The following is an 18,469-nucleotide window of genomic DNA, read 5'->3' on the forward strand; positions in this document are numbered from 1 at the left end:
ACAGCGCCTACAGGCTGCGACCACGACCGCCGTTGATCTGGCGCAGTTGCGCTTGCAGGTGCAGGCTCCAGATCTGCGGATCGTCGGCCAGTTCATAGCCATGCAAGGTCAGGCTCTCGACGATGGTGTCGAGAATCGACTCAGCCGCCACCGGTCCGTGAAACGGGCCCTGGGCTTTGATCGCGGAAGGTTGTTCGCCGGCCATGCCGGCGGCGAAGAGCAGCGTCCACATGCCGTTATCGCCGGCCAGCGGCTTGACGGCGCATTCGATCCGGGTCACCAGACCCAGGCATTGACGGGTGAGACAGAGGTTGCGCGACATGGCGGCGACCCTCGGTAAAGCCGGTATTCAGCCCCCACGGGAGGACTGGCTCGATCCAGTGATACTGTCGATATCCTTGACCTGAGAATAGAAGAAAAGTGTCCCGCGCAAGCCAAATGGAACCAGAAGGCGCCGAATGGTCATTGTGTGAAGTTTGACGCCAGAGTAGTGGCACTATTGACGAAGATCGGCGCAAATATCAATCGGAAAACGACTGTGGGAGCGAGCCTGCTCGCGAAGGCGTCGGGTCAACCGACAGATAAGTGGGCTGATCCATCGTCTTCGCGAGCAGGCTCGCTCCCACAGGGTCTGGTGTGAAATGGATCAGGCCGGTTTGGCTTCGGCGAGAGCCTCCTGCGCCAGTTCCTTCTCGGCCTCTTTCAGATCGTCTTCGCTGATCATCTCGGCGATGTCTCGCAGACGCTCGACCACCCGGGCGTTGATGCTGCCCTCGGGGAATTCGCCATCGGCGTTCGGTTCACCGGCCGGCTCGCCCGCGAGCAGGCTCAGCGCCTCATCGGCCTGACGCACTGCATACACATGGAATTGCCCGGCGCGCACTGCGCTCAGCACCTTTTCGTCGAGCATCAGCGTAGCGACGTTAGCCTGAGGAATGATCGCGCCCTGCTCGCCGGTTAAACCGCGCGCTTCGCAGAGCCGGAAGAAACCTTCGATCTTCTCGTTAACCCCGCCCACCGCCTGCACTTCACCGAACTGGTTGATCGAACCGGTGATCGCGAAGCATTGCTTGAGCGGGGTTTTCGACAGCGCCGAAATCAGTGTGCATGCCTCGCCCAGCGATGCGCTGTCGCCGTCGACGTAGCCGTAGGATTGCTCCAGGGCGATGCTCGCCGAAATCGCCAGCGGGAATTCCTGGGCGTAACGACTGCCCAGATAGCCGGTGAGAATCATCACGCCTTTGGAGTGAATCGGCTGGCCGAGGTTGACCTCACGCTCGATGTCGACAATGCCGCTGCCGCCCGGGTACACCGTGGCGGAGATCCGCGCCGGCACGCCGAACGCCGAGTCGCCGACTTCCAGCACCGTCAGCCCGTTGCACTTGCCGACCGCCGCGCCATCGGTGTCGATGAGGATGATGCCGGCAAGCATGTCGTCGAGAATCCGCGCCGACACACGCCCGGTTCGGGTGGCCTTGGCTTTCAGTGCGCGCTCGATGTGACCGGCGTCGGTCATGTCGTCGCCGGCCAGGTGGCGGATGAAATCAGCCTCGCTGACCAGCTGGAACAAATCGCCGATGCGCGCCGACAAACGCCCTTGATGCTCGGCCAGCCGTGCGCTGTACGTTGCCAGTCGCGCCACCGCATCAGCGGTCAGCGGCGCCATGCCCTCTTCCGAGGTGCGGGTTTTGAGCAATTGGGCGAACTGCTCCAGGCTCTCGTCGACCATCGGGATGTCTTCGTCGAAGTCGACCAGAACGCGGAACATCTCCTGAAAGTCCGGATCGAGGTCCTGCAGCGTGTAGTACAGCTGCCGCGCGCCAATGATGATGACTTTGACCTGCAACGGGATGTGTTGCGGGTTGAGGGTCACGGTGGCGAAACGGCCCATTTCGCCCAGCGGCGATTCCATTTTCAGTTTGCGCGACTGCAGGGCGCGTTTGAGCGCATCCCACACGAACGGCTCGCTGAGCATTTTTTCCGCTTCAAGAATCAGAAAGCCGCCATTGGCGCGATGCAGCGCACCCGGACGCAGCTGGCGATAGGTCGTGTAGAGCGCGCCTTGATCGGTGGTGTATTCGATGCGACCGAACAGGTTTTCATAAGTCGGATGCGGCTCGAAGACCACCGGCGCACCGCCGCTGGAAGGATGCCCGACCACCAGGCTTGGCGCGTATTGCTCTTCCAGCAGCTTGCGCGCGACGGCGTCGGTCTTGCTGTCATCGACCAGTTGCTCGACCACGGTTTTCAGCAAATAAACCTGCATCGCTTGCAGGTACCCGCAGACGGCGGCGTTCTCGGCGTACTTTTCCGACAGCGGTGACAGCAACGGTTGCAAGGCCAGGGTAATGGTCTCTTCGTTGAGCTGACGCAGTTGGTTGTTCGACTCGCGCTTCCATTGCGGCAGGCTGGCGAGCTCTTCGTTGAGACGCTCCTCAAGGCCGGAAATGTCGTTGTGGAAGCGCTCGCGATCGGCTTCCGGCAACTGCGAAAACTCAGCTTCGTCGAGCGCCTTGCCCTCGAGCATCGGCGTGAAAGCGATGTTGCTGCTGTCGCGGTACAGGGCGACGTCTTTTTCCAGGGCCAGACGCTCGATGATGTCCAGCGCCTTGTCGTAGCGCTGGTTGAATGCCCGGTCGATGGCGCTCTTCTTTTGCTGATAGGACGGGTGCTCGAAGACCGCCGGGAAGGTCGCCAGCAGGTTATCGATCAACCCGTTGATGTCGGCAATGAACGACGTCGCGGTGCCCGATGGCAATTCCAGAACCCGGGGTTCGCGGGGCTCGTCGAAATTATTGACGTAGACCCAGTCCGCCGGCGTCTGCAGACGCTTGCCTTCGGCTTTCAGGTAGCGTTTGACGAACGAGAACCGACCGGTGCCGGGCTCGCCCATGACAAATACGTTGTAACCGGGGCGAGGCATGGCCACGCCAAACTGCAAGGCTTCGACCGCGCGTTCCTGGCCGAGCACACCGCGAAAGGGCTCCAGATCATTGGTGGTAGTGAAGCTGAACTGTTCAGCGGAAAACGGACGGGTCAGCGCTTCTGGCGCAAGACGCAAGCTGGCAGCAACAGAATCAGGCATCGGGCTTCCTTACAAACGGGCGGGGCAGGTAGCGGCATTCTGGCGCCGCCCGTGCCCCACTGGCAAGGCGCGCCACATGACAAAGCATAGACAAGCGCTCGGGCGCTGGGCGCGGCCCGTGGAATCGGGGTTTATTCCAAATATTTTGTAAAAAATCACGGAACCGCTGGAACGTGCCTAAACTCCAAACTGCGCGGCTGGAACTAATACCGGCCCACTGGCTTCATTGGGCTCTGTTTCCACAGAGTCTGGGGCGGCCAGAACCCTGTCCATTGGTATGCACATAAAGAGAACAAAGCTATGAAACGGATTCTTCTCGGTACTCTCTTCACCGCTGTATCCATCAACGCAATGGCGCAAGCCCCGGGCGGCCCGGATTGCGGTTGGGGCAACATGCTGTTTGAAGGTCAGCGTGGCACCCCGGCTCACTTCCTCGCATCCACCACCAACGGCACTTCCGGCAACGCCACGTTCGGTATGACTTCCGGCACCAACGGTTGCTCCACCAACGCGTCGCTGACCTATGGCGGCAAATCCTGGTTCGCCATGAATGGCATGATGAACGAGCTGTCCGAAGACATGGCCAAAGGCAACGGCGAAGCGCTGACGACTTATGCCGTGGTACTGGGCGTAGCACCGGAAGATCGCGCACACTTCGCTCAAGTGACCCACGAGCACTTCCAGCAGATCTTCAGCAAGGCTGACGTGACCGCTGAAGACGTGCATACCAACACCCTGGCGGTACTGAAATCGGACCCACGTCTGGCCAAGTACGCAACTCAGGCTTAAGCTCGACCCCACCCGCTTCCTTCGGGAAGCGGGTTTTCTTTTTTTGGACTGCCCTTTCTGAGCGATGCCAGATCAGTCGAATACATGCGCTGAACCCTGTGGCGAGGGAGCTTGCTCCCGTTGGGGCGCAAAGCGCCCCCGCTCTTGAAGAACGGGGAGCGCTGCGCACTCCAGCGGGAGCAAGCTCCCTCGCCACAGGGTGGACGCGGATTCGGCCGAAAGGTATCAACTGCGCAGGGTCTTTGTTTTCTTTCGACTTAAGTTGCCATCTATGCTCAAACGCCTTGCCTGGCTGGCGCTCTGTGTCTGCGCCCCGCTGTCCGCCGCGCCTCACATCGATCCTCAACGTTTGCAGCAACTGGCCAACGACCGCTTCTGGATTTCCTTAGGCCACTATGAAAGCGCCAAGCTGGGTGGCTGGCGCAGTTACGTCAGCGACAAGAAGTTCTTCCTGGCGCCCGATGGCAACGAGCATCCCGACCGAGAGCTGGCCGCGACTGTGCAGGCGCTGTACGCCCCGGCCGGTCTTGGCGAGCAACACGCTCAGTGCGTCTATCCGGCACGAACACGCTGGATCAAGGCGCAGCTCAACCTCACCGACCTGCCCACGCCGGCATGCGCTGAATACAAAAAATGGTTCAAGGACGTTTCGCCGCACAGCGCGGTAATGATTTTTCCGGCGGCGTACCTCAACAGCCCCTCGTCGATGTTCGGCCACACCCTGCTGCGCATCGATCAGGCCGATGTGCAGGCCGACAAGACTTCCCTGCTCAGTTACGCCATCAACTTCGGCGCCTACATCGAAGGCTCGGACAACAGCATTCTCTATGCCTGGAAGGGCTTGATGGGCGGCTATCCGGGGCTGTTCGCGCTGGTGCCGTACCAGGAAAAACTCTCTGAGTACCGCAGCCTGGAGAACCGCGACCTGTGGGAGTACCGGCTCAATCTGACTCAGGAAGAAACCGCGCGCATGGTCGAGCATGTGTGGGAGCTCAAACAGATTCAGTTCGATTATTTCTTCTTCGACGAAAACTGCTCGTATCGCTTGCTGGAACTGCTGCAAGTGGCGCGCCCAAGCCTGCGCCTGACAGAACAATTTCCGCTGACCGCTATCCCCACCGACACCGTTAAAGCGGTGAAAGAGGCCGGACTGGTCGAGCACATCGAATATCGCCCGTCCCGCGAGCGTGAACTGCTCAGCCGCGCCGAGCCGTTGAGCGACGATGAGCAGCAATGGGTGCTGAAAGTCAGCGCCGATCAACAGGTATTGCAGCAGCCAGCGTTCAAAGCGCTGCCCCGCAAGCGCCAGGCCTTGATCGTCGACGCGGCCTATCGCCTCGAGCGCTACCGCGCCAACGGTCAGGAACGCGACCCGCAACGCGCCCAGCGCAGCTTCGAACTGCTGCGGGCGATCAACAAGAACCCCGCGCCGGAGCTGGACATCCCGCAACCCGGCCTGCCCGAAGACGGCCATGAATCACGTACCTGGCAGGCCGGTCTCGGCACCCGCGGCGACCGTGCATTTGGCGAATATGGCCTGCGCATGGCCTATCACGATCTCAACGACAACGCCGAAAGCTTCCCCCTCGGCGCGCAGATAGAAATCCTGCAATTGAAGTTGCGCCAGTACGAGGGCAACGACTGGCAATTGCAGCAACTGGACCTGGCGACGATTCGTTCACTGACGCCGCGTAACGAGCTCTTGCAACCCTTGTCGTGGCAAGTCACCGGTGGCCTGGAACGCGTGCCGGGCAAGCATGACGACGAAACACTCGTCAGCCACGTCAATGGCGGCGGCGGCGGTACCTGGCAACTGGGCGAAGACGTGCTCGGCTTCGCCCTCGGTACGGTGCGCGTGGAGCACAACAATGACTTCGCCGAATTTGTGTCACCGGCCGGCGGTTTCAACACCGGTGTGTTGTGGAAAAATCCGTTGGGCAATCTGAGCCTTGAGGCCAAGGGCGATTACTTCTTCAACGGCGAAGTGCGTCGCAGCCTGAGCCTGAACCAGCAGTGGGAGCTGTCGCGCAACCTTGGTTTACGCCTGAGTGCGCAGCGTGAATTCAGCCATCTGGCGACGCCGGAGACCGAAGTCATGCTTGAGGTGAAGTGGTATCACTACTGAGCCCCTGTGGGAGCGAGCCTGCTCGCGAATGCGTCGCGTCGGGCGACCTTAGTGTCGACTGACCCACCGCCTTCGCGAGCAGGCTCGCTCCCACATTGGTTCGTGCGGCTGACAGATTTTTCACCCGCCTACGACAGCCGCCCGACCAATCCCCTTCTAGACTTCCCTTATCAGCCGAAAACCGGCGCGGGAGAATGCGATGTGGCGGTGCGTGGGGTTGGGCGTTTTGCTGTTGCTGGGCGGTTGCCAGACCACCCATGAAGATTTGATTGCCAAAGGTTATCCGCCCGCCTTCGCCGACGGCTTTGACGACGGTTGTGTCAGCGGTCGCCAGGCCGCCGGTTCGATCAGCGGCGAGTTTCGCAAGAACGTACCGCGCTACCTGAAAGACAAGCTCTACGCCGAAGGCTGGACCGACGGCTTCCGCCAATGCCAGGCGATGCTGGAAAACCGGGATCGCGAGCAGTATCGCAACGAGCACTGGGACGAACGCGAGCGCGCCTGGCAACAGCAGAAAGACCGGGACGTCGGGCGGGCTATCGATCGCCCTGAGTCGCTTACAGACATCCGTTGAAACCAAATGCCGACAACCATGGCCCAATTCCTATAACAGGAGGACACCATGAGTCGCGCATTCGTCAACGAAGACAACGCCGCCGCGCAGGCTGATCAACCCGTCGAACGTCAGGTCAGCACGCAGCCCAACTACGTCACGCCACAGGGCCTGGCGCAGTTACAGGCCAAAGTCGCCGAACTGCAAGCCCTGCACGCCGAGCAGGCGGCCAAGGGTGACCAGGGTGACAAACAACGGTCGGCGGATCTCGAACGGGATCTGCGCTATTTCAATCAACGCCTGAGCAGCGCGCAAGTTGCGCTCACCGCGACTTCTACTGACAAAGTGCAAATCGGCAGTTGGGTGACTTTTGCCGACGAGCACGACACCGAGCATCGCGTACAACTGGTCGGCGAGGATCAGGCCGATGCCAATCAGGGTTTGATCAATTGGGCCTCACCGCTGGGTCGGGCACTGCTTGGCGCCCGGCTCAACGATGAGGTGCTATGGCAACGGCCTGCCGGCGATCAACTGATCGAAGTCATCCGCATCGAACCGGCTTAAACCACGCCCTGCGCCAGCATCGCATCGGCGACTTTGACGAAGCCGGCGATGTTCGCGCCTTTGACGTAATTGACCTCACCGTTTTCTTCGCCGTAATGCACGCAAGCGTGGTGGATCGACTGCATGATCGCGTGCAGCTTGCTGTCCACCTCGCCGGCCGTCCACAGCAGGCGCATGGCGTTCTGCGACATCTCCAGACCGCTCACCGCCACGCCGCCGGCGTTCGAGGCTTTGCCCGGCGCGAACAGAATGCCGGCCTCGATAAAGATATCCACAGCCTCCAGCGTCGTCGGCATGTTCGCGCCTTCGGCCACGCATACGCAGCCATTGCGCAACAGCGTGCGCGCGGCTTCGGCGTCGAGTTCGTTCTGCGTAGCGCACGGCAACGCGATGTCGCACGGCAGCGACCATGGGAGCTGGCCGGCGCGGAACTCCAGCCCCTGTGCACCTGCCAGCTCGCTGATGCGCCCGCGCTTGGCGTTTTTCAGCTCCAGCAGCGCCAGCCACTGATCTTCAGTCAACCCTGCTTCGCAGTACAACGTGCCCTCGGAGTCGGACAGGGAAATCACCTTGCCGCCCAGATCCATGACCTTGCGCGCCGCGTATTGCGCAACGTTGCCGGATCCCGAAATCGCCACGCGTTTTCCTTCCACGGTCTGCCCGCGACGCTTGAGCATCTCTTCTGCGAAATACACGCAGCCGAACCCGGTGGCTTCCGGCCGAATCAGGCTGCCGCCGTAGGTCATGCCTTTGCCGGTGAGCACGCTGGTGAACTGGTTACTCAGCCGCTTGTACTGGCCGAACAGGAAGCCGATCTCGCGCGCGCCCACGCCGATGTCACCGGCCGGCACGTCAACGTCAGCGCCGATATGACGATACAACTCGCTCATGAACGCCTGGCAGAACCGCATGACCTCGGCGTCGCTCTTGCCCTTCGGGTCGAAATCCGAACCGCCCTTGCCGCCGCCCATGGGCAGCGAGGTCAGCGAGTTCTTGAAGGTCTGTTCGAAGGCGAGGAATTTCAGCACACCCATGTTTACTGAAGGGTGAAAGCGCAAACCGCCCTTATACGGCCCGATGGCGCTATTCATTTGGATGCGGAAACCACGATTGACTTGAACCTTGCCCTGATCGTCGACCCACGACACGCGAAACACCACGGCGCGCTCCGGCTCGCAAATACGCTCCAGAATGCCTGACGTCAGGTAATGCGGATTGGCTTCGAGAAACGGCCACAGACTGCGCAGCACTTCTTCGACGGCCTGGTGAAATTCAGGTTGATCCGGGTCGCGGTTTTTCAGGCGCGCAAGGAAGGATTCGACGGATTCGATCATGGGAAAAGTCTCGGCAAATTTATTGTCGTTGGAAGCGATTGAGCCGGACTTTAGCAAACGACTTGCGCACAGGAACAGAGCAAAATGTCGCAGTTATGAAATTAAATGGTGCACAGGATATAAATCAGGACCTTTTTTGGCCTGTTTTTGCACCGGATCAGGGAGTGCATATCCATACCTTGCACCAACAGTTACACCGTCTTCGCGAGCAGGCTTGCGCCCATATTTGAAAATGTATTCCGCCTGGGGGAGCGAGCCTGCTCGCGAAGGGCTCGGCGCGGTCTGACTGAAAATATGGGCAAAAAAAACGGAGCCCGAAGGCTCCGCTTTTTCTGCAACCAGCCCGATCAGGCCAGTTTCTTGTGACGCACCCGGTGTGGCTGGGCCGCTGCTTCGCCGAGGCGCTTTTTGCGGTCGGCTTCGTACTCGGTGTAGTTGCCTTCGAAGAATACCGCTTGCGAGTCGTCTTCGTACGCCAGGATGTGAGTCGCCACGCGGTCAAGGAACCACCGATCGTGAGAGATCACAATCGCGGCGCCCGGGAAGTCCAGCAAGGCTTCTTCCAGAGAACGCAGGGTTTCCACGTCGAGGTCGTTGGACGGTTCGTCGAGCAGCAGGACGTTACCGCCCTCCTTCAACGTCAGCGCCAGGTGCAGACGACCGCGCTCACCACCGGACAGGTCCTTGACGAACTTCTGCTGATCGCCGCCCTTGAAGTTGAAGCGACCCACGTAGGTGCGCGACGGAATCTCGTAGTTGCCGATGCGAATCTGGTCGGAACCGTCGGAGATCTGCTGGAACACAGTCTTGCTGCCGTCGAGGTCTTCGCGGCTCTGATCGACGCACGCCAGTTGCACGGTCTCGCCGACTTCGATGGTGCCGGAATCCGGGGTTTCCTTGCCCATCAGCATGCGGAACAGGGTCGACTTACCGGCACCGTTACCGCCGATCACGCCGACGATGGCGCCCTTGGGCATCGAGAACGACAGGTTGTCGATCAACACGCGATCGCCATAGCCCTTGGTGACGTTCTTGAATTCGATGACCTTGTCGCCCAGACGTGGGCCGGCAGGGATGTAGATCTCGTTGGTTTCGCTGCGCTTCTGGAATTCCTGCGACTGCATTTCTTCGAAGCGTTGCAGACGTGCCTTGGATTTCGACTGGCGGGCCTTGGCGCCTTTGCGCACCCACTCCAGTTCTTCTTTCATGGCTTTTTCATGGGCCGACTGCTGCTTGGATTCAGCGGCCAGACGATCGGACTTGGCTTCCAGCCAGCCCGAATAGTTGCCCTCGTAAGGAATGCCCGCGCCGCGGTCCAGTTCCAGAATCCAGCCTGCGACGTTGTCGAGGAAGTAACGGTCGTGCGTGATCGCAACCACGGTGCCCGGGAAATCGTGCAGGAAGTGCTCCAGCCACGCCACGGAATCGGCATCCAGGTGGTTGGTCGGTTCGTCGAGCAGCAGCATGTCCGGGGCGGACAGCAGCAGACGGCACAGCGCCACACGACGCTTTTCACCACCGGACAGGTGTTCGACCTTGGCGTCCCATGCCGGCAGACGCAACGCATCGGCGGCGACTTCCAGTTGACGCTCCAGGTTGTGACCGTCGCTGGCCTGCAGGATCGCTTCGAGCTTGGCCTGTTCGGCGGCGAGCTTGTCGAAGTCGGCGTCCGGGTCGGCATAAGCCGCGTAGACCTCGTCCAGACGCGCTTGCGCATCCTTGATCACACTGACCGCTTCCTCAACCACTTCACGCACGGTCTTGGTTGGGTCCAGTTGCGGCTCCTGGGGCAGATAACCGATGTTCAGGTCCGGCATCGGACGGGCTTCGCCCTCGAACTCGGTGTCGACGCCGGCCATGATTTTCAGCAGCGTGGACTTACCCGAACCGTTGAGACCGAGCACGCCGATCTTGGCGCCAGGGAAGAAGGACAGCGAAATGTTTTTGAGGATTTCCCGCTTCGGCGGAACAACTTTGCCCAGCCGATGCATGGTGAATACGTATTGAGCCATGGAGAACCTTGGGTCAGTGACAGATGAATGATTGAAGCGCAGGCGAGGCCTGGCCAGACCGTGCGCGTCGTTCACTTGATGGTTATCAATGCGTGCGCGCAGAAAAAGCCTGATTGCAGGAGCCGGGACGCCCCTGTTTAACGGGCAAAGCTACCTTAATGACCGGTGGCAGTCCAGCCGCGAGGGGCTGGCACTTCGCCACGACTCAAGGCATGCTAGCCGCCCTTTGGGCGTCCGGCTTATAGTGCACGTCGCGCCAGTCCAGCCAGACCGCAGGATTACAGCTTGTCCAACGTCACTCCGCCAGCTTCAGTGAGCAGCGCCCCACCGGCGCCCGGCTCGCCCCTGCGCGGGACATTGAAGGGCGCACTGGCCACTCTCGTGCTCTTATTGCTGGCCTTGCTGTTCTGGCAACTGCTTGATCAATTGCGCGAAACCCAGAAGAGCCAACGCCAGTACACCATCGACTACACCGCTGACCTCGCCTCGCAGATTAGCCTGAACATGGCGCTGAACGCGCAAATCGCCCTCAATCTGCTACCGATCGTCGAACAACCGCAAACCGCCGACGAACAGCAGATGTTGCTGCGCAAGTTGCAGCGCTCACTGCCGGATTTGCGCAGCATGGCGTTGCTCTCGCCGTCCGGCAGAGTCATCAGCGACAGCGCCCCCGACAGCGACGACGCCGACTACCTGACCGAACTGGTGCGCCGCAGCCGCGCCCAGGCGCATTACTTCAGCAATGCCAATGACGGCTCGGTGGTGCACTTGCTCCTCCATCAGGCCAGCGGCAGTAGCCGTGGCTATTGGGCCTTGCGCCTGACGCCGACGTTCTTCGATTCGCTGACCAAACAGGGCGAAACCGGGCTGCGTCCGTTGTGGCTGGTGGAAAACCGTCTCAACCATCAGATCGTCAGCCGCGACGCCGCCCTGCCCTCGGCCAAGCCCGGCGTGCTCACCCCGGACGACCTGGCCAACACCGTGTTGACCGTGCCGCTGAGCAGCAGCGACTGGCAACTGCGCGGCCTGTTCGACCGCCAACGGGTACTGGAAGAATTGCTGCCGGCGTTCATCGGCAAGTGCCTGCTCGGGCTGGCGTTCTCGATGTTGCCGGTCATTGCGCTGCTTAACATGCGTCGCCGCCAGCGCCAGGTGCATGAAGGCCGGCGGCGTTATCAGGATATTTTCGAAGGCACCGGCGTGGCCTTGTGCGTGCTTGACCTGTCCGGGCTCAAGCTGATGTTCGACCGGGCGCAGATCCAGACCGGCGATCAGCTCAATGCCTGGCTCGATCAACCGCAGCAGCGCCAGCAACTGCTGCAGGAAATGCGCGTCACCGAGGTCAATCAGGTGGCGCTGCAATTGCTCGATGTGCATTCTTGCGAACAGGCCTGGCAACTGCTGATCGACGGTCAGCCGCACCCGCAGTGCGCGATTGGCCAACAGATCCTCGAGGCCGTCCTGCAGCAGCACAAGCAGCTGGAACTGGAAATCAAACTCCCGAACAGCAACGGACGCGATCAGCACTTGTGGATGGTGCTGCGCCTGCCGCACGAACAGCACGACTATAAAGCGGTGATCCTCAGCATCAACGACATCACCAGCCGCAAACTGATCGAGCTGTCGTTGCTGGAGCGCGAAGGTTTCTGGTCGGACGTGGTGCGCACCGTGCCGGATCACTTGTACGTCCAGGACGTGATCAGCCAGCGGATGATTTTCAGCAACCACCACCTTGGTCAGACCCTGGGCTACAACCGTACCGAACTGCACCAGATGGGCGAGTATTTCTGGGAAATCCTCCTGCACCCCGAAGATGCCGATCATTACCATCGCTCACGGCAACTGCAGCGGCATGCCGGTTACAGCCAGTTGCTGCAATGCCAGCTGCGTTTCCGCCATCGCGATGGCAAGTGGCGGCGCTTCGACATCCGTGAACAGGCGCTGGCACGGGACAAGCATGACCAGGTGACGCGGATCATTGGCGTGGCCAAGGACATCACCGAACAGATCGAGGCCAGCGAATCACTGCGCGACAGCGAGCAGCGTTACCGCATGCTCGCCGAAAGCATCAGCGACGTGATTTTCTCCACCGACAGCAAGCTCTCGCTGAACTATGTCAGCCCTTCCGTGCAAGCTGTTCTGGGTTACAACGCCGAGTGGATTTTCCAGTACGGTTGGCAATCGACCATTGCCAATCCCGGGCAACTGAGCGGCATCTACGCGCTGATGGACCGCGTCAGCAAAGCGCTGGATAAACCCGAGCAACTGGCGTTGCTGCGCAGTCAGGTGCAAACGCAACTGTTCCTCTTTGACTGCCTGCGCGCCGACGGCCGCAAGATCCCGATCGAACTGCGCCTGGTGCTGGTGTGGGACGAACACGGCGCGTTCGAAGGCGTGCTTGGCGTCGGTCGTGACATCAGCCAGCAGCGGCGCGCGGAAAAAGACCTGCGCATGGCCGCCACGGTATTCGAACACTCGACCTCGGCGATTCTGATCACCGACCCGGCCGGTTACATCGTGCAGGCCAACGAGGCGTTCAGCCGCGTCAGCGGTTACTCCGTCAGCGAAGTGCTCGACCAGTTGCCCAACATGCTCACGGTTGATGAACAACAGGACGCGCACCTGCGCTACGTGCTCAAGCAGTTGCACGAGCACAGCACCTGGGAAGGCGAAGTCTGGATGAAGCGCCGTAATGGCGAGCACTACCCGGCGTGGGTCGGCATCACCGCCGTGCTCGACGATGAGGGCGACCTGGCCAGTTACGTGTGTTTCTTCAGCGACATCAGCGAACGCAAGGCCAGCGAACAGCGCATCCACCGCCTCGCCTACTACGACGCCCTCACCCACCTGCCGAACCGCACGCTGTTCCAGGATCGTCTGCACACCGCGCTGCAAGCGGCCGAACGGCAGAAGTCGTGGGTGGTGCTGATGTTCCTCGACCTCGACCGATTCAAACCGATCAATGACTCCCTGGGCCACGCCGCCGGCGACCGCATGCTCAAGGACATGGCCACGCGTTTGCTCGCTTGCGTCGATGACGACGACACCGTGGCGCGCATGGGTGGCGATGAATTCACGCTGCTGCTGCAACATCGCTCCAGCCGCGAAATGGCGCTGAACCGGGCGATTCATGTCGCAGAGCAAATTCTCGCCAGCCTGGTGCGACCGTTCGTGCTGGAGGGTCGCGAATTTTTCGTCACCGCCAGTATCGGCATCGCCTTGAGCCCGCAGGACGGCAACGAACTCAGCCAGTTGATGAAGAACGCCGACACCGCGATGTACCACGCCAAGGAGCGCGGCAAGAACAACTTCCAGTTTTATCAGGCCGACATGAACGCCAGTGCGCTGGAACGTCTGGAGCTGGAAAGCGACCTGCGCCATGCCCTCGAACAGAACGAATTTGTGCTGTATTACCAGCCGCAATTCAGCGGTGATGGCAAACGCCTGACCGGCGCCGAAGCGCTGCTGCGCTGGCGGCATCCGCGACGCGGGCTGGTGCCGCCGGGGGATTTCATTCCGGTGCTGGAAGAACTCGGTCTGGTGGTGGACGTCGGCGACTGGGTGATCAGCGAGGCGTGCAGACAACTGAAAACCTGGCACCAGCAACGCGTGCGAGTGCCGAAGGTCTCGGTGAACATCTCGGCGCGGCAGTTCTCCGACGGCCAGCTCGGCACGCGGATCGCCACGATCCTGCGCGAAACCGGCCTGCCGCCGGCGTGTCTGGAACTGGAGTTGACCGAAAGTATTCTGATGCGCGAAGTCAGCGAGGCGATGCAGATTCTGGCCGGGCTGAAAAACCTCGGCCTGAGCATTGCGGTTGATGACTTCGGTACCGGTTATTCATCGCTGAACTACCTCAAGCAGTTCCCGATCGATGTGCTGAAGATCGACCGCACGTTCGTTGACGGGCTGCCGTCCGGCGAGCAGGACGCACAGATCGCCCGGGCGATCATTGCCATGGCCCACAGCCTGAATCTGGCGGTGATCGCCGAAGGCGTCGAAACCCATGAGCAACTGGACTTCCTGCGCGAGCATGGTTGCGACGAGGTTCAGGGTTATCTGTTCGGGCGGCCCATGCCGGCCGGGCGGTTCGAGGCGCAGTTCAGCAACGATGCGCTCTTCATGTTCGACTGAAGATTCGCGGCGCCCCCTTCGCGAGCAGGCTCGCTCCCACATTTGAACATGCATTGCCCCTGTGGGAGCGAGCCTGCTCGCGAAAACGCCGGCACAATCGCCATCTATCTGCGCATGAACGCCACTTGTCTGCGACATGATGCCGTTTCATATGCCATCCAAAAGCGGTTGGGTTAGAATGCCCCCCTTTTCTGCCCCCCCGATCCTTGAGGACCGCCATGTTCAGCCGTGATTTGACTATTGCCAAGTACGACGCCGACCTTTTTGCCGCCATGGAGCAAGAAGCTCAGCGTCAGGAAGAACACATTGAGCTGATCGCTTCGGAAAACTACACCAGCCCAGCGGTGATGGAAGCTCAAGGCTCGGTCCTGACCAACAAGTACGCCGAAGGCTATCCGGGCAAGCGCTACTACGGTGGTTGCGAGTACGTTGACGTCGTTGAACAACTGGCCATCGACCGTGCAAAAGAGCTGTTCGGCGCCGATTACGCCAACGTTCAACCGCACGCCGGTTCGCAAGCCAACGCCGCTGTTTACCTGGCCCTGCTGTCGGCTGGCGACACCATTCTGGGCATGAGCCTGGCTCACGGCGGTCACCTGACCCACGGCGCCAGCGTTTCCTCCTCGGGCAAGCTGTACAACGCCATCCAGTACGGCATCGACGCCAACGGCCTGATCGACTACGACGAAGTAGAGCGTCTGGCGGTCGAGCACAAGCCGAAAATGATCGTGGCCGGTTTCTCTGCTTACTCGCAGATCCTCGACTTCCCACGCTTTCGCGAGATCGCTGACAAGGTCGGTGCCTACCTGTTCGTCGACATGGCTCACGTAGCCGGTCTGGTCGCCGCTGGCGTCTACCCGAACCCGGTGCCTTTCGCTGACGTCGTGACCACCACCACACACAAGACCCTGCGCGGTCCACGTGGCGGCCTGATTCTGGCCAAGGCCAACGCCGACATCGAGAAGAAGCTCAACTCTGCCGTATTCCCGGGCGCCCAGGGTGGCCCGCTGGAACACGTGATCGCGGCCAAGGCGATCTGCTTCAAGGAAGCGCTGCAGCCTGAGTTCAAGACGTACCAGCAGCAGGTAGTGAAGAACGCCAAGGCTATGGCTGGCGTGTTCATCGAACGCGGTTTCGACGTGGTGTCCGGCGGTACCGAAAACCACCTGTTCCTGCTGTCGCTGATCAAACAGGAAATCTCCGGTAAAGACGCCGACGCCGCTCTGGGCAAAGCGTTCATCACCGTGAACAAGAACTCCGTGCCTAACGATCCACGCTCGCCGTTCGTCACCTCCGGCCTGCGCTTCGGTACCCCGGCTGTCACCACTCGCGGCTTCAAGGAAGCAGAGTGCAAAGAACTGGCCGGCTGGATCTGCGACATCCTGGCGGACCTGAATAACGAAGCGGTGATCGACGCCGTGCGTGAGAAAGTCAAAGCCATCTGCAAGAAACTGCCGGTATACGGCGCGTAATCGCGACGCTAAAACCGCAGCATGAAAAACCGGCCAAGTGATTGGCCGGTTTTTTTTCGCCTGAAGAAAGATCAAAAGATCGCAGCCTTCGGCAGCTCCTACTGGGGATTCGCGTTTCCGCGAAGGAGCTGCCGAAGGCTACGATCTTTTGATCCTTGGCCACTGGTCTGACCGGTCATGCCAATTCTGATATTTCCCCTTGTCATTGCGAAAAAACCGAGCGTAGACTGCGCCTGCACTGGACATACCGGTAAGACCACAATAATTAAGTCCTGAATCCGATGCGCCAAGCGTGCGGCAGCCAGGACACCGACCAGGATTCCTCCCATGCTCAGATGGTGCTCGCGTTCAATCTTCCTCCAAGTGGTTCTCGGACTGATGCTCGGCATCATCTGTGGGCTGACCCTTCCTGAATATTCGGCCCAGCTCAAACCGCTCGGCGATGGCTTCATCAAACTGATCAAGATGCTCATCGGCCTCATCGTTTTTTGCGTGGTGGTCAGCGGCATCAGTGGCGCGGGCGATCTGAAGAAGGTCGGGCGCATCGGCCTCAAATCGGTCATCTATTTCGAAATACTGACGACCCTCGCGCTGATCATCGGCCTGGTGTTCGCCTTCAGCACCGGCATCGGCAGCGGCGCCAATATTCATCTGGAGCAGCTCTCCACCGCCGACATGGGCGACCTGGCCGAACGCAGCCAGCACATGCACACCACCACGCAATTTCTGATGGATTTGATCCCCACCTCGGTGATCGGCGCCTTTGCTGACAACAACATTCTGCAAGTGCTGTTGTTTTCCGTGCTGTTCGGTAGCGCCTTGAACCTTGTCGGCGAAGCCGCCTCCGGCATCTCGCGGCTGATCAACGAACTGAGCCATGTGATCTTCCGCATCATGGGCATGATCGTGCGCCTGGCGCCGATCGGCGTGTTCGGCGCGATCGCTTTCACCACCAGCAAATATGGCCTCGATTCGCTGCAGCATCTGGGCAGTCTGGTCGGTTTGTTCTACCTGACTTGCATCGCATTCGTTGCACTGATTCTAGGTCTGGTGATGCGCGTCTCCGGCCTGCGCATGTGGCCGCTGCTCAAATACCTGCGCGAGGAGTTGCTGATCGTGATGGGCACCGCGTCCTCCGACGCCGTGCTGCCACAAATCATGCGCAAGCTGGAACACCTGGGCATCGGCAGCTCGACCGTGGGCCTGGTGATTCCGACCGGTTATTCGTTCAACCTTGATGGTTTTTCGATCTACCTGACCTTGGCCATCGTATTTATCGCCAACGCCACCGGCACACCGCTGGCAATGACCGATCTGCTGACGATTCTGCTGGTGTCGCTGATCACCTCCAAAGGTGCCCACGGCATCCCCGGTTCGGCGCTGGTGATTCTGGCGGCCACCCTGACGGCGATCCCGGCGATCCCGGTGGTGGGTCTGGTCCTGGTGCTGGCGGTGGACTGGTTCATGGGGATTGGCCGCGCGCTGACCAACCTGATCGGCAACTGCGTGGCGACCGTGGCCATTGCCCGCTGGGAAAAGGACATCGATGTGCAACGGGCGAACAAGGTGCTCAACGGCGAGCAGGGCTATAACTTTCAACCGAGAAAAACGGTCGCTCAAGCGGCGGCCAAAGAATTTTGAATGAGCGCCGTGCCTGCCCAACCGCAGGCACGGCAAATGGAGCCAATACGTGATTACTTCATCAACCGTCGTCAACTCAGTGGTCGAAAAACTGCGCGCGGCGCTGGCCCGAGGGCAATGGCGTTCCGGCGACATGCTGCCGGGCCAGCGCGAACTGGCCGAACAATTGGGCATCAGCCGCCCGAGTTTGCGTGAGGCGGTGATCGTGCTGGAAACCCTCGGTCTGGTGCGCTCGATGCCGGGCAAAGGCGTGGTCGTGCTCGACGCGCAATTGACCGACCGCCAGAGCCACGACAGCGCAGTGGCCGGCGCCAGCCTCGAAGACGTGCTGCAACTGCGCTACACCCTTGAGCCTTTCATCGTCGGTCTGGTCGCCCAATCGATCAGCAGCAAGGAAGTCGGTCAGTTACGCCTGACCCTGATGGACATGCGCGAAGCCCTCGAGGCCGGCGACAGCGACGCCGGGGTCAGCGCTTACATCGCCTTCCACGAGGAGCTGTTCACCCTGACGTCGAACCCGATCTTCCAGAGCGTGGTGCAACAGACCAGCAACGCCCTCAAGCAAAGCGCCGAGGTGCTGCGCAACTCGCCGGAGCATCTGGCTGAGCGCCTCGAAGAAAACGAGGCCGTAGTGCGCGCTATTCGCAGTAAAAACAGTGCGCAGGCGAGCGCCGAAATGCGCCGGCACATTCTGCGCGAAGGTCAGCGAATGGGCATCGAGCTGAATATTCCGGACGACCATCTGACCCCCTGATTTCCC

General features: G+C 60.5%; 12 protein-coding genes. 8 read left to right on the top strand and 4 right to left on the bottom strand.

Features of this window, described 5'->3' with window-relative positions; all coding sequences use genetic code 11:
- Window positions 1-7: 7 nt before the first annotated feature.
- Both HU727_RS13650 and HU727_RS13655 read right to left on the bottom strand, forming a co-directional pair.
- Window positions 8-322, bottom strand: coding sequence for a PA4575 family protein (locus HU727_RS13650; RefSeq protein ID WP_186532442.1), 315 nt, complete (start codon window positions 320-322; stop codon window positions 8-10).
- A gap of 324 nt (window positions 323-646) precedes the next feature.
- The gene (locus HU727_RS13655; protein WP_186532441.1) at window positions 647-3,085 is read right to left on the bottom strand and encodes a Lon protease family protein; all 2,439 of its coding nucleotides are present in this window, start codon (window positions 3,083-3,085) and stop codon (window positions 647-649) included.
- A gap of 300 nt (window positions 3,086-3,385) precedes the next feature.
- On the opposite strand from HU727_RS13655, the gene HU727_RS13660 reads away from it, so the two are divergent.
- The 4 genes from HU727_RS13660 to HU727_RS13675 all read left to right on the top strand — a co-directional run bounded on the left by HU727_RS13660 (window position 3,386) and on the right by HU727_RS13675 (window position 7,116).
- Window positions 3,386-3,874, top strand: a complete 489-nt coding sequence (locus HU727_RS13660) for a DUF3015 domain-containing protein (RefSeq protein ID WP_016773112.1) — start codon at window positions 3,386-3,388, stop codon at window positions 3,872-3,874.
- A 271-nt stretch (window positions 3,875-4,145) separates the two neighbouring features.
- The gene (locus tag HU727_RS13665; RefSeq protein ID WP_186532440.1) at window positions 4,146-5,999 is read left to right on the top strand and encodes an Lnb N-terminal periplasmic domain-containing protein; all 1,854 of its coding nucleotides are present in this window, start codon (window positions 4,146-4,148) and stop codon (window positions 5,997-5,999) included.
- 199 nt (window positions 6,000-6,198) lie between these two features.
- Window positions 6,199-6,573, top strand: a complete 375-nt coding sequence (locus HU727_RS13670; RefSeq protein WP_186532439.1) for a hypothetical protein — start codon at window positions 6,199-6,201, stop codon at window positions 6,571-6,573.
- Window positions 6,574-6,621: 48 nt separating this feature from the next.
- Window positions 6,622-7,116, top strand: a complete 495-nt coding sequence (locus tag HU727_RS13675; protein WP_186532438.1) for a GreA/GreB family elongation factor — start codon at window positions 6,622-6,624, stop codon at window positions 7,114-7,116.
- Here HU727_RS13675 and gdhA read toward each other — a convergent pair.
- Together gdhA and ettA are read right to left on the bottom strand one after the other, a co-directional pair.
- On the bottom strand, window positions 7,113-8,450 hold the full coding sequence (gene gdhA, locus HU727_RS13680) for an NADP-specific glutamate dehydrogenase (protein WP_186532437.1): 1,338 nt from the start codon (window positions 8,448-8,450) through the stop codon (window positions 7,113-7,115). The genes HU727_RS13675 and gdhA overlap by 4 nt on opposite strands.
- A 347-nt stretch (window positions 8,451-8,797) precedes the next feature.
- Window positions 8,798-10,462: an energy-dependent translational throttle protein EttA gene (gene ettA / locus HU727_RS13685; protein ID WP_003228391.1), complete on the bottom strand. Its 1,665-nt coding sequence runs from the start codon at window positions 10,460-10,462 to the stop codon at window positions 8,798-8,800.
- Between the two features lie 285 nt (window positions 10,463-10,747).
- Here ettA and morA point away from each other — a divergent pair, with 285 nt between their 5' ends.
- The 4 genes from morA (at window position 10,748) to HU727_RS13705 (ending at window position 18,463) form a co-directional block, all read left to right on the top strand.
- Window positions 10,748-14,596, top strand: coding sequence for a cyclic di-GMP receptor MorA (morA, locus tag HU727_RS13690; protein WP_186532436.1), 3,849 nt, complete (start codon window positions 10,748-10,750; stop codon window positions 14,594-14,596).
- A 218-nt stretch (window positions 14,597-14,814) separates the two neighbouring features.
- Window positions 14,815-16,068, top strand: a complete 1,254-nt coding sequence (gene glyA, locus HU727_RS13695) for a serine hydroxymethyltransferase (protein WP_186532435.1) — start codon at window positions 14,815-14,817, stop codon at window positions 16,066-16,068.
- 327 nt (window positions 16,069-16,395) lie between these two features.
- Window positions 16,396-17,709 (top strand): C4-dicarboxylate transporter DctA, encoded by a 1,314-nt coding sequence (locus HU727_RS13700; RefSeq protein WP_186532434.1) that lies wholly within the window; start codon window positions 16,396-16,398, stop codon window positions 17,707-17,709.
- A gap of 49 nt (window positions 17,710-17,758) precedes the next feature.
- Entirely contained in the window at window positions 17,759-18,463 is a 705-nt protein-coding gene (locus HU727_RS13705) for a FadR/GntR family transcriptional regulator (RefSeq protein ID WP_186532433.1), read from the top strand.
- Window positions 18,464-18,469: the final 6 nt, after the last annotated feature.

Source organism: Pseudomonas khorasanensis (assembly GCF_014268505.2).
Classification (GTDB): domain Bacteria; phylum Pseudomonadota; class Gammaproteobacteria; order Pseudomonadales; family Pseudomonadaceae; genus Aquipseudomonas; species Aquipseudomonas khorasanensis.

Excerpts from the sequence above, each read along its gene's own strand:
- HU727_RS13650 (WP_186532442.1), bottom strand. The coding sequence starts at position 322 with ATGTCGCGCAACCTCTGTCTCACCCGTCAATGCCTGGGTCTGGTGACC.
- HU727_RS13655 (WP_186532441.1), bottom strand. The coding sequence starts at position 3,085 with ATGCCTGATTCTGTTGCTGCCAGCTTGCGTCTTGCGCCAGAAGCGCTG.
- HU727_RS13660 (WP_016773112.1), top strand. The coding sequence starts at position 3,386 with ATGAAACGGATTCTTCTCGGTACTCTCTTCACCGCTGTATCCATCAAC.
- HU727_RS13665 (WP_186532440.1), top strand. The coding sequence starts at position 4,146 with ATGCTCAAACGCCTTGCCTGGCTGGCGCTCTGTGTCTGCGCCCCGCTG.
- HU727_RS13670 (WP_186532439.1), top strand. The coding sequence starts at position 6,199 with ATGTGGCGGTGCGTGGGGTTGGGCGTTTTGCTGTTGCTGGGCGGTTGC.
- HU727_RS13675 (WP_186532438.1), top strand. The coding sequence starts at position 6,622 with ATGAGTCGCGCATTCGTCAACGAAGACAACGCCGCCGCGCAGGCTGAT.
- gdhA (WP_186532437.1), bottom strand. The coding sequence starts at position 8,450 with ATGATCGAATCCGTCGAATCCTTCCTTGCGCGCCTGAAAAACCGCGAC.
- ettA (WP_003228391.1), bottom strand. The coding sequence starts at position 10,462 with ATGGCTCAATACGTATTCACCATGCATCGGCTGGGCAAAGTTGTTCCG.
- glyA (WP_186532435.1), top strand. The coding sequence starts at position 14,815 with ATGTTCAGCCGTGATTTGACTATTGCCAAGTACGACGCCGACCTTTTT.
- HU727_RS13700 (WP_186532434.1), top strand. The coding sequence starts at position 16,396 with ATGCTCAGATGGTGCTCGCGTTCAATCTTCCTCCAAGTGGTTCTCGGA.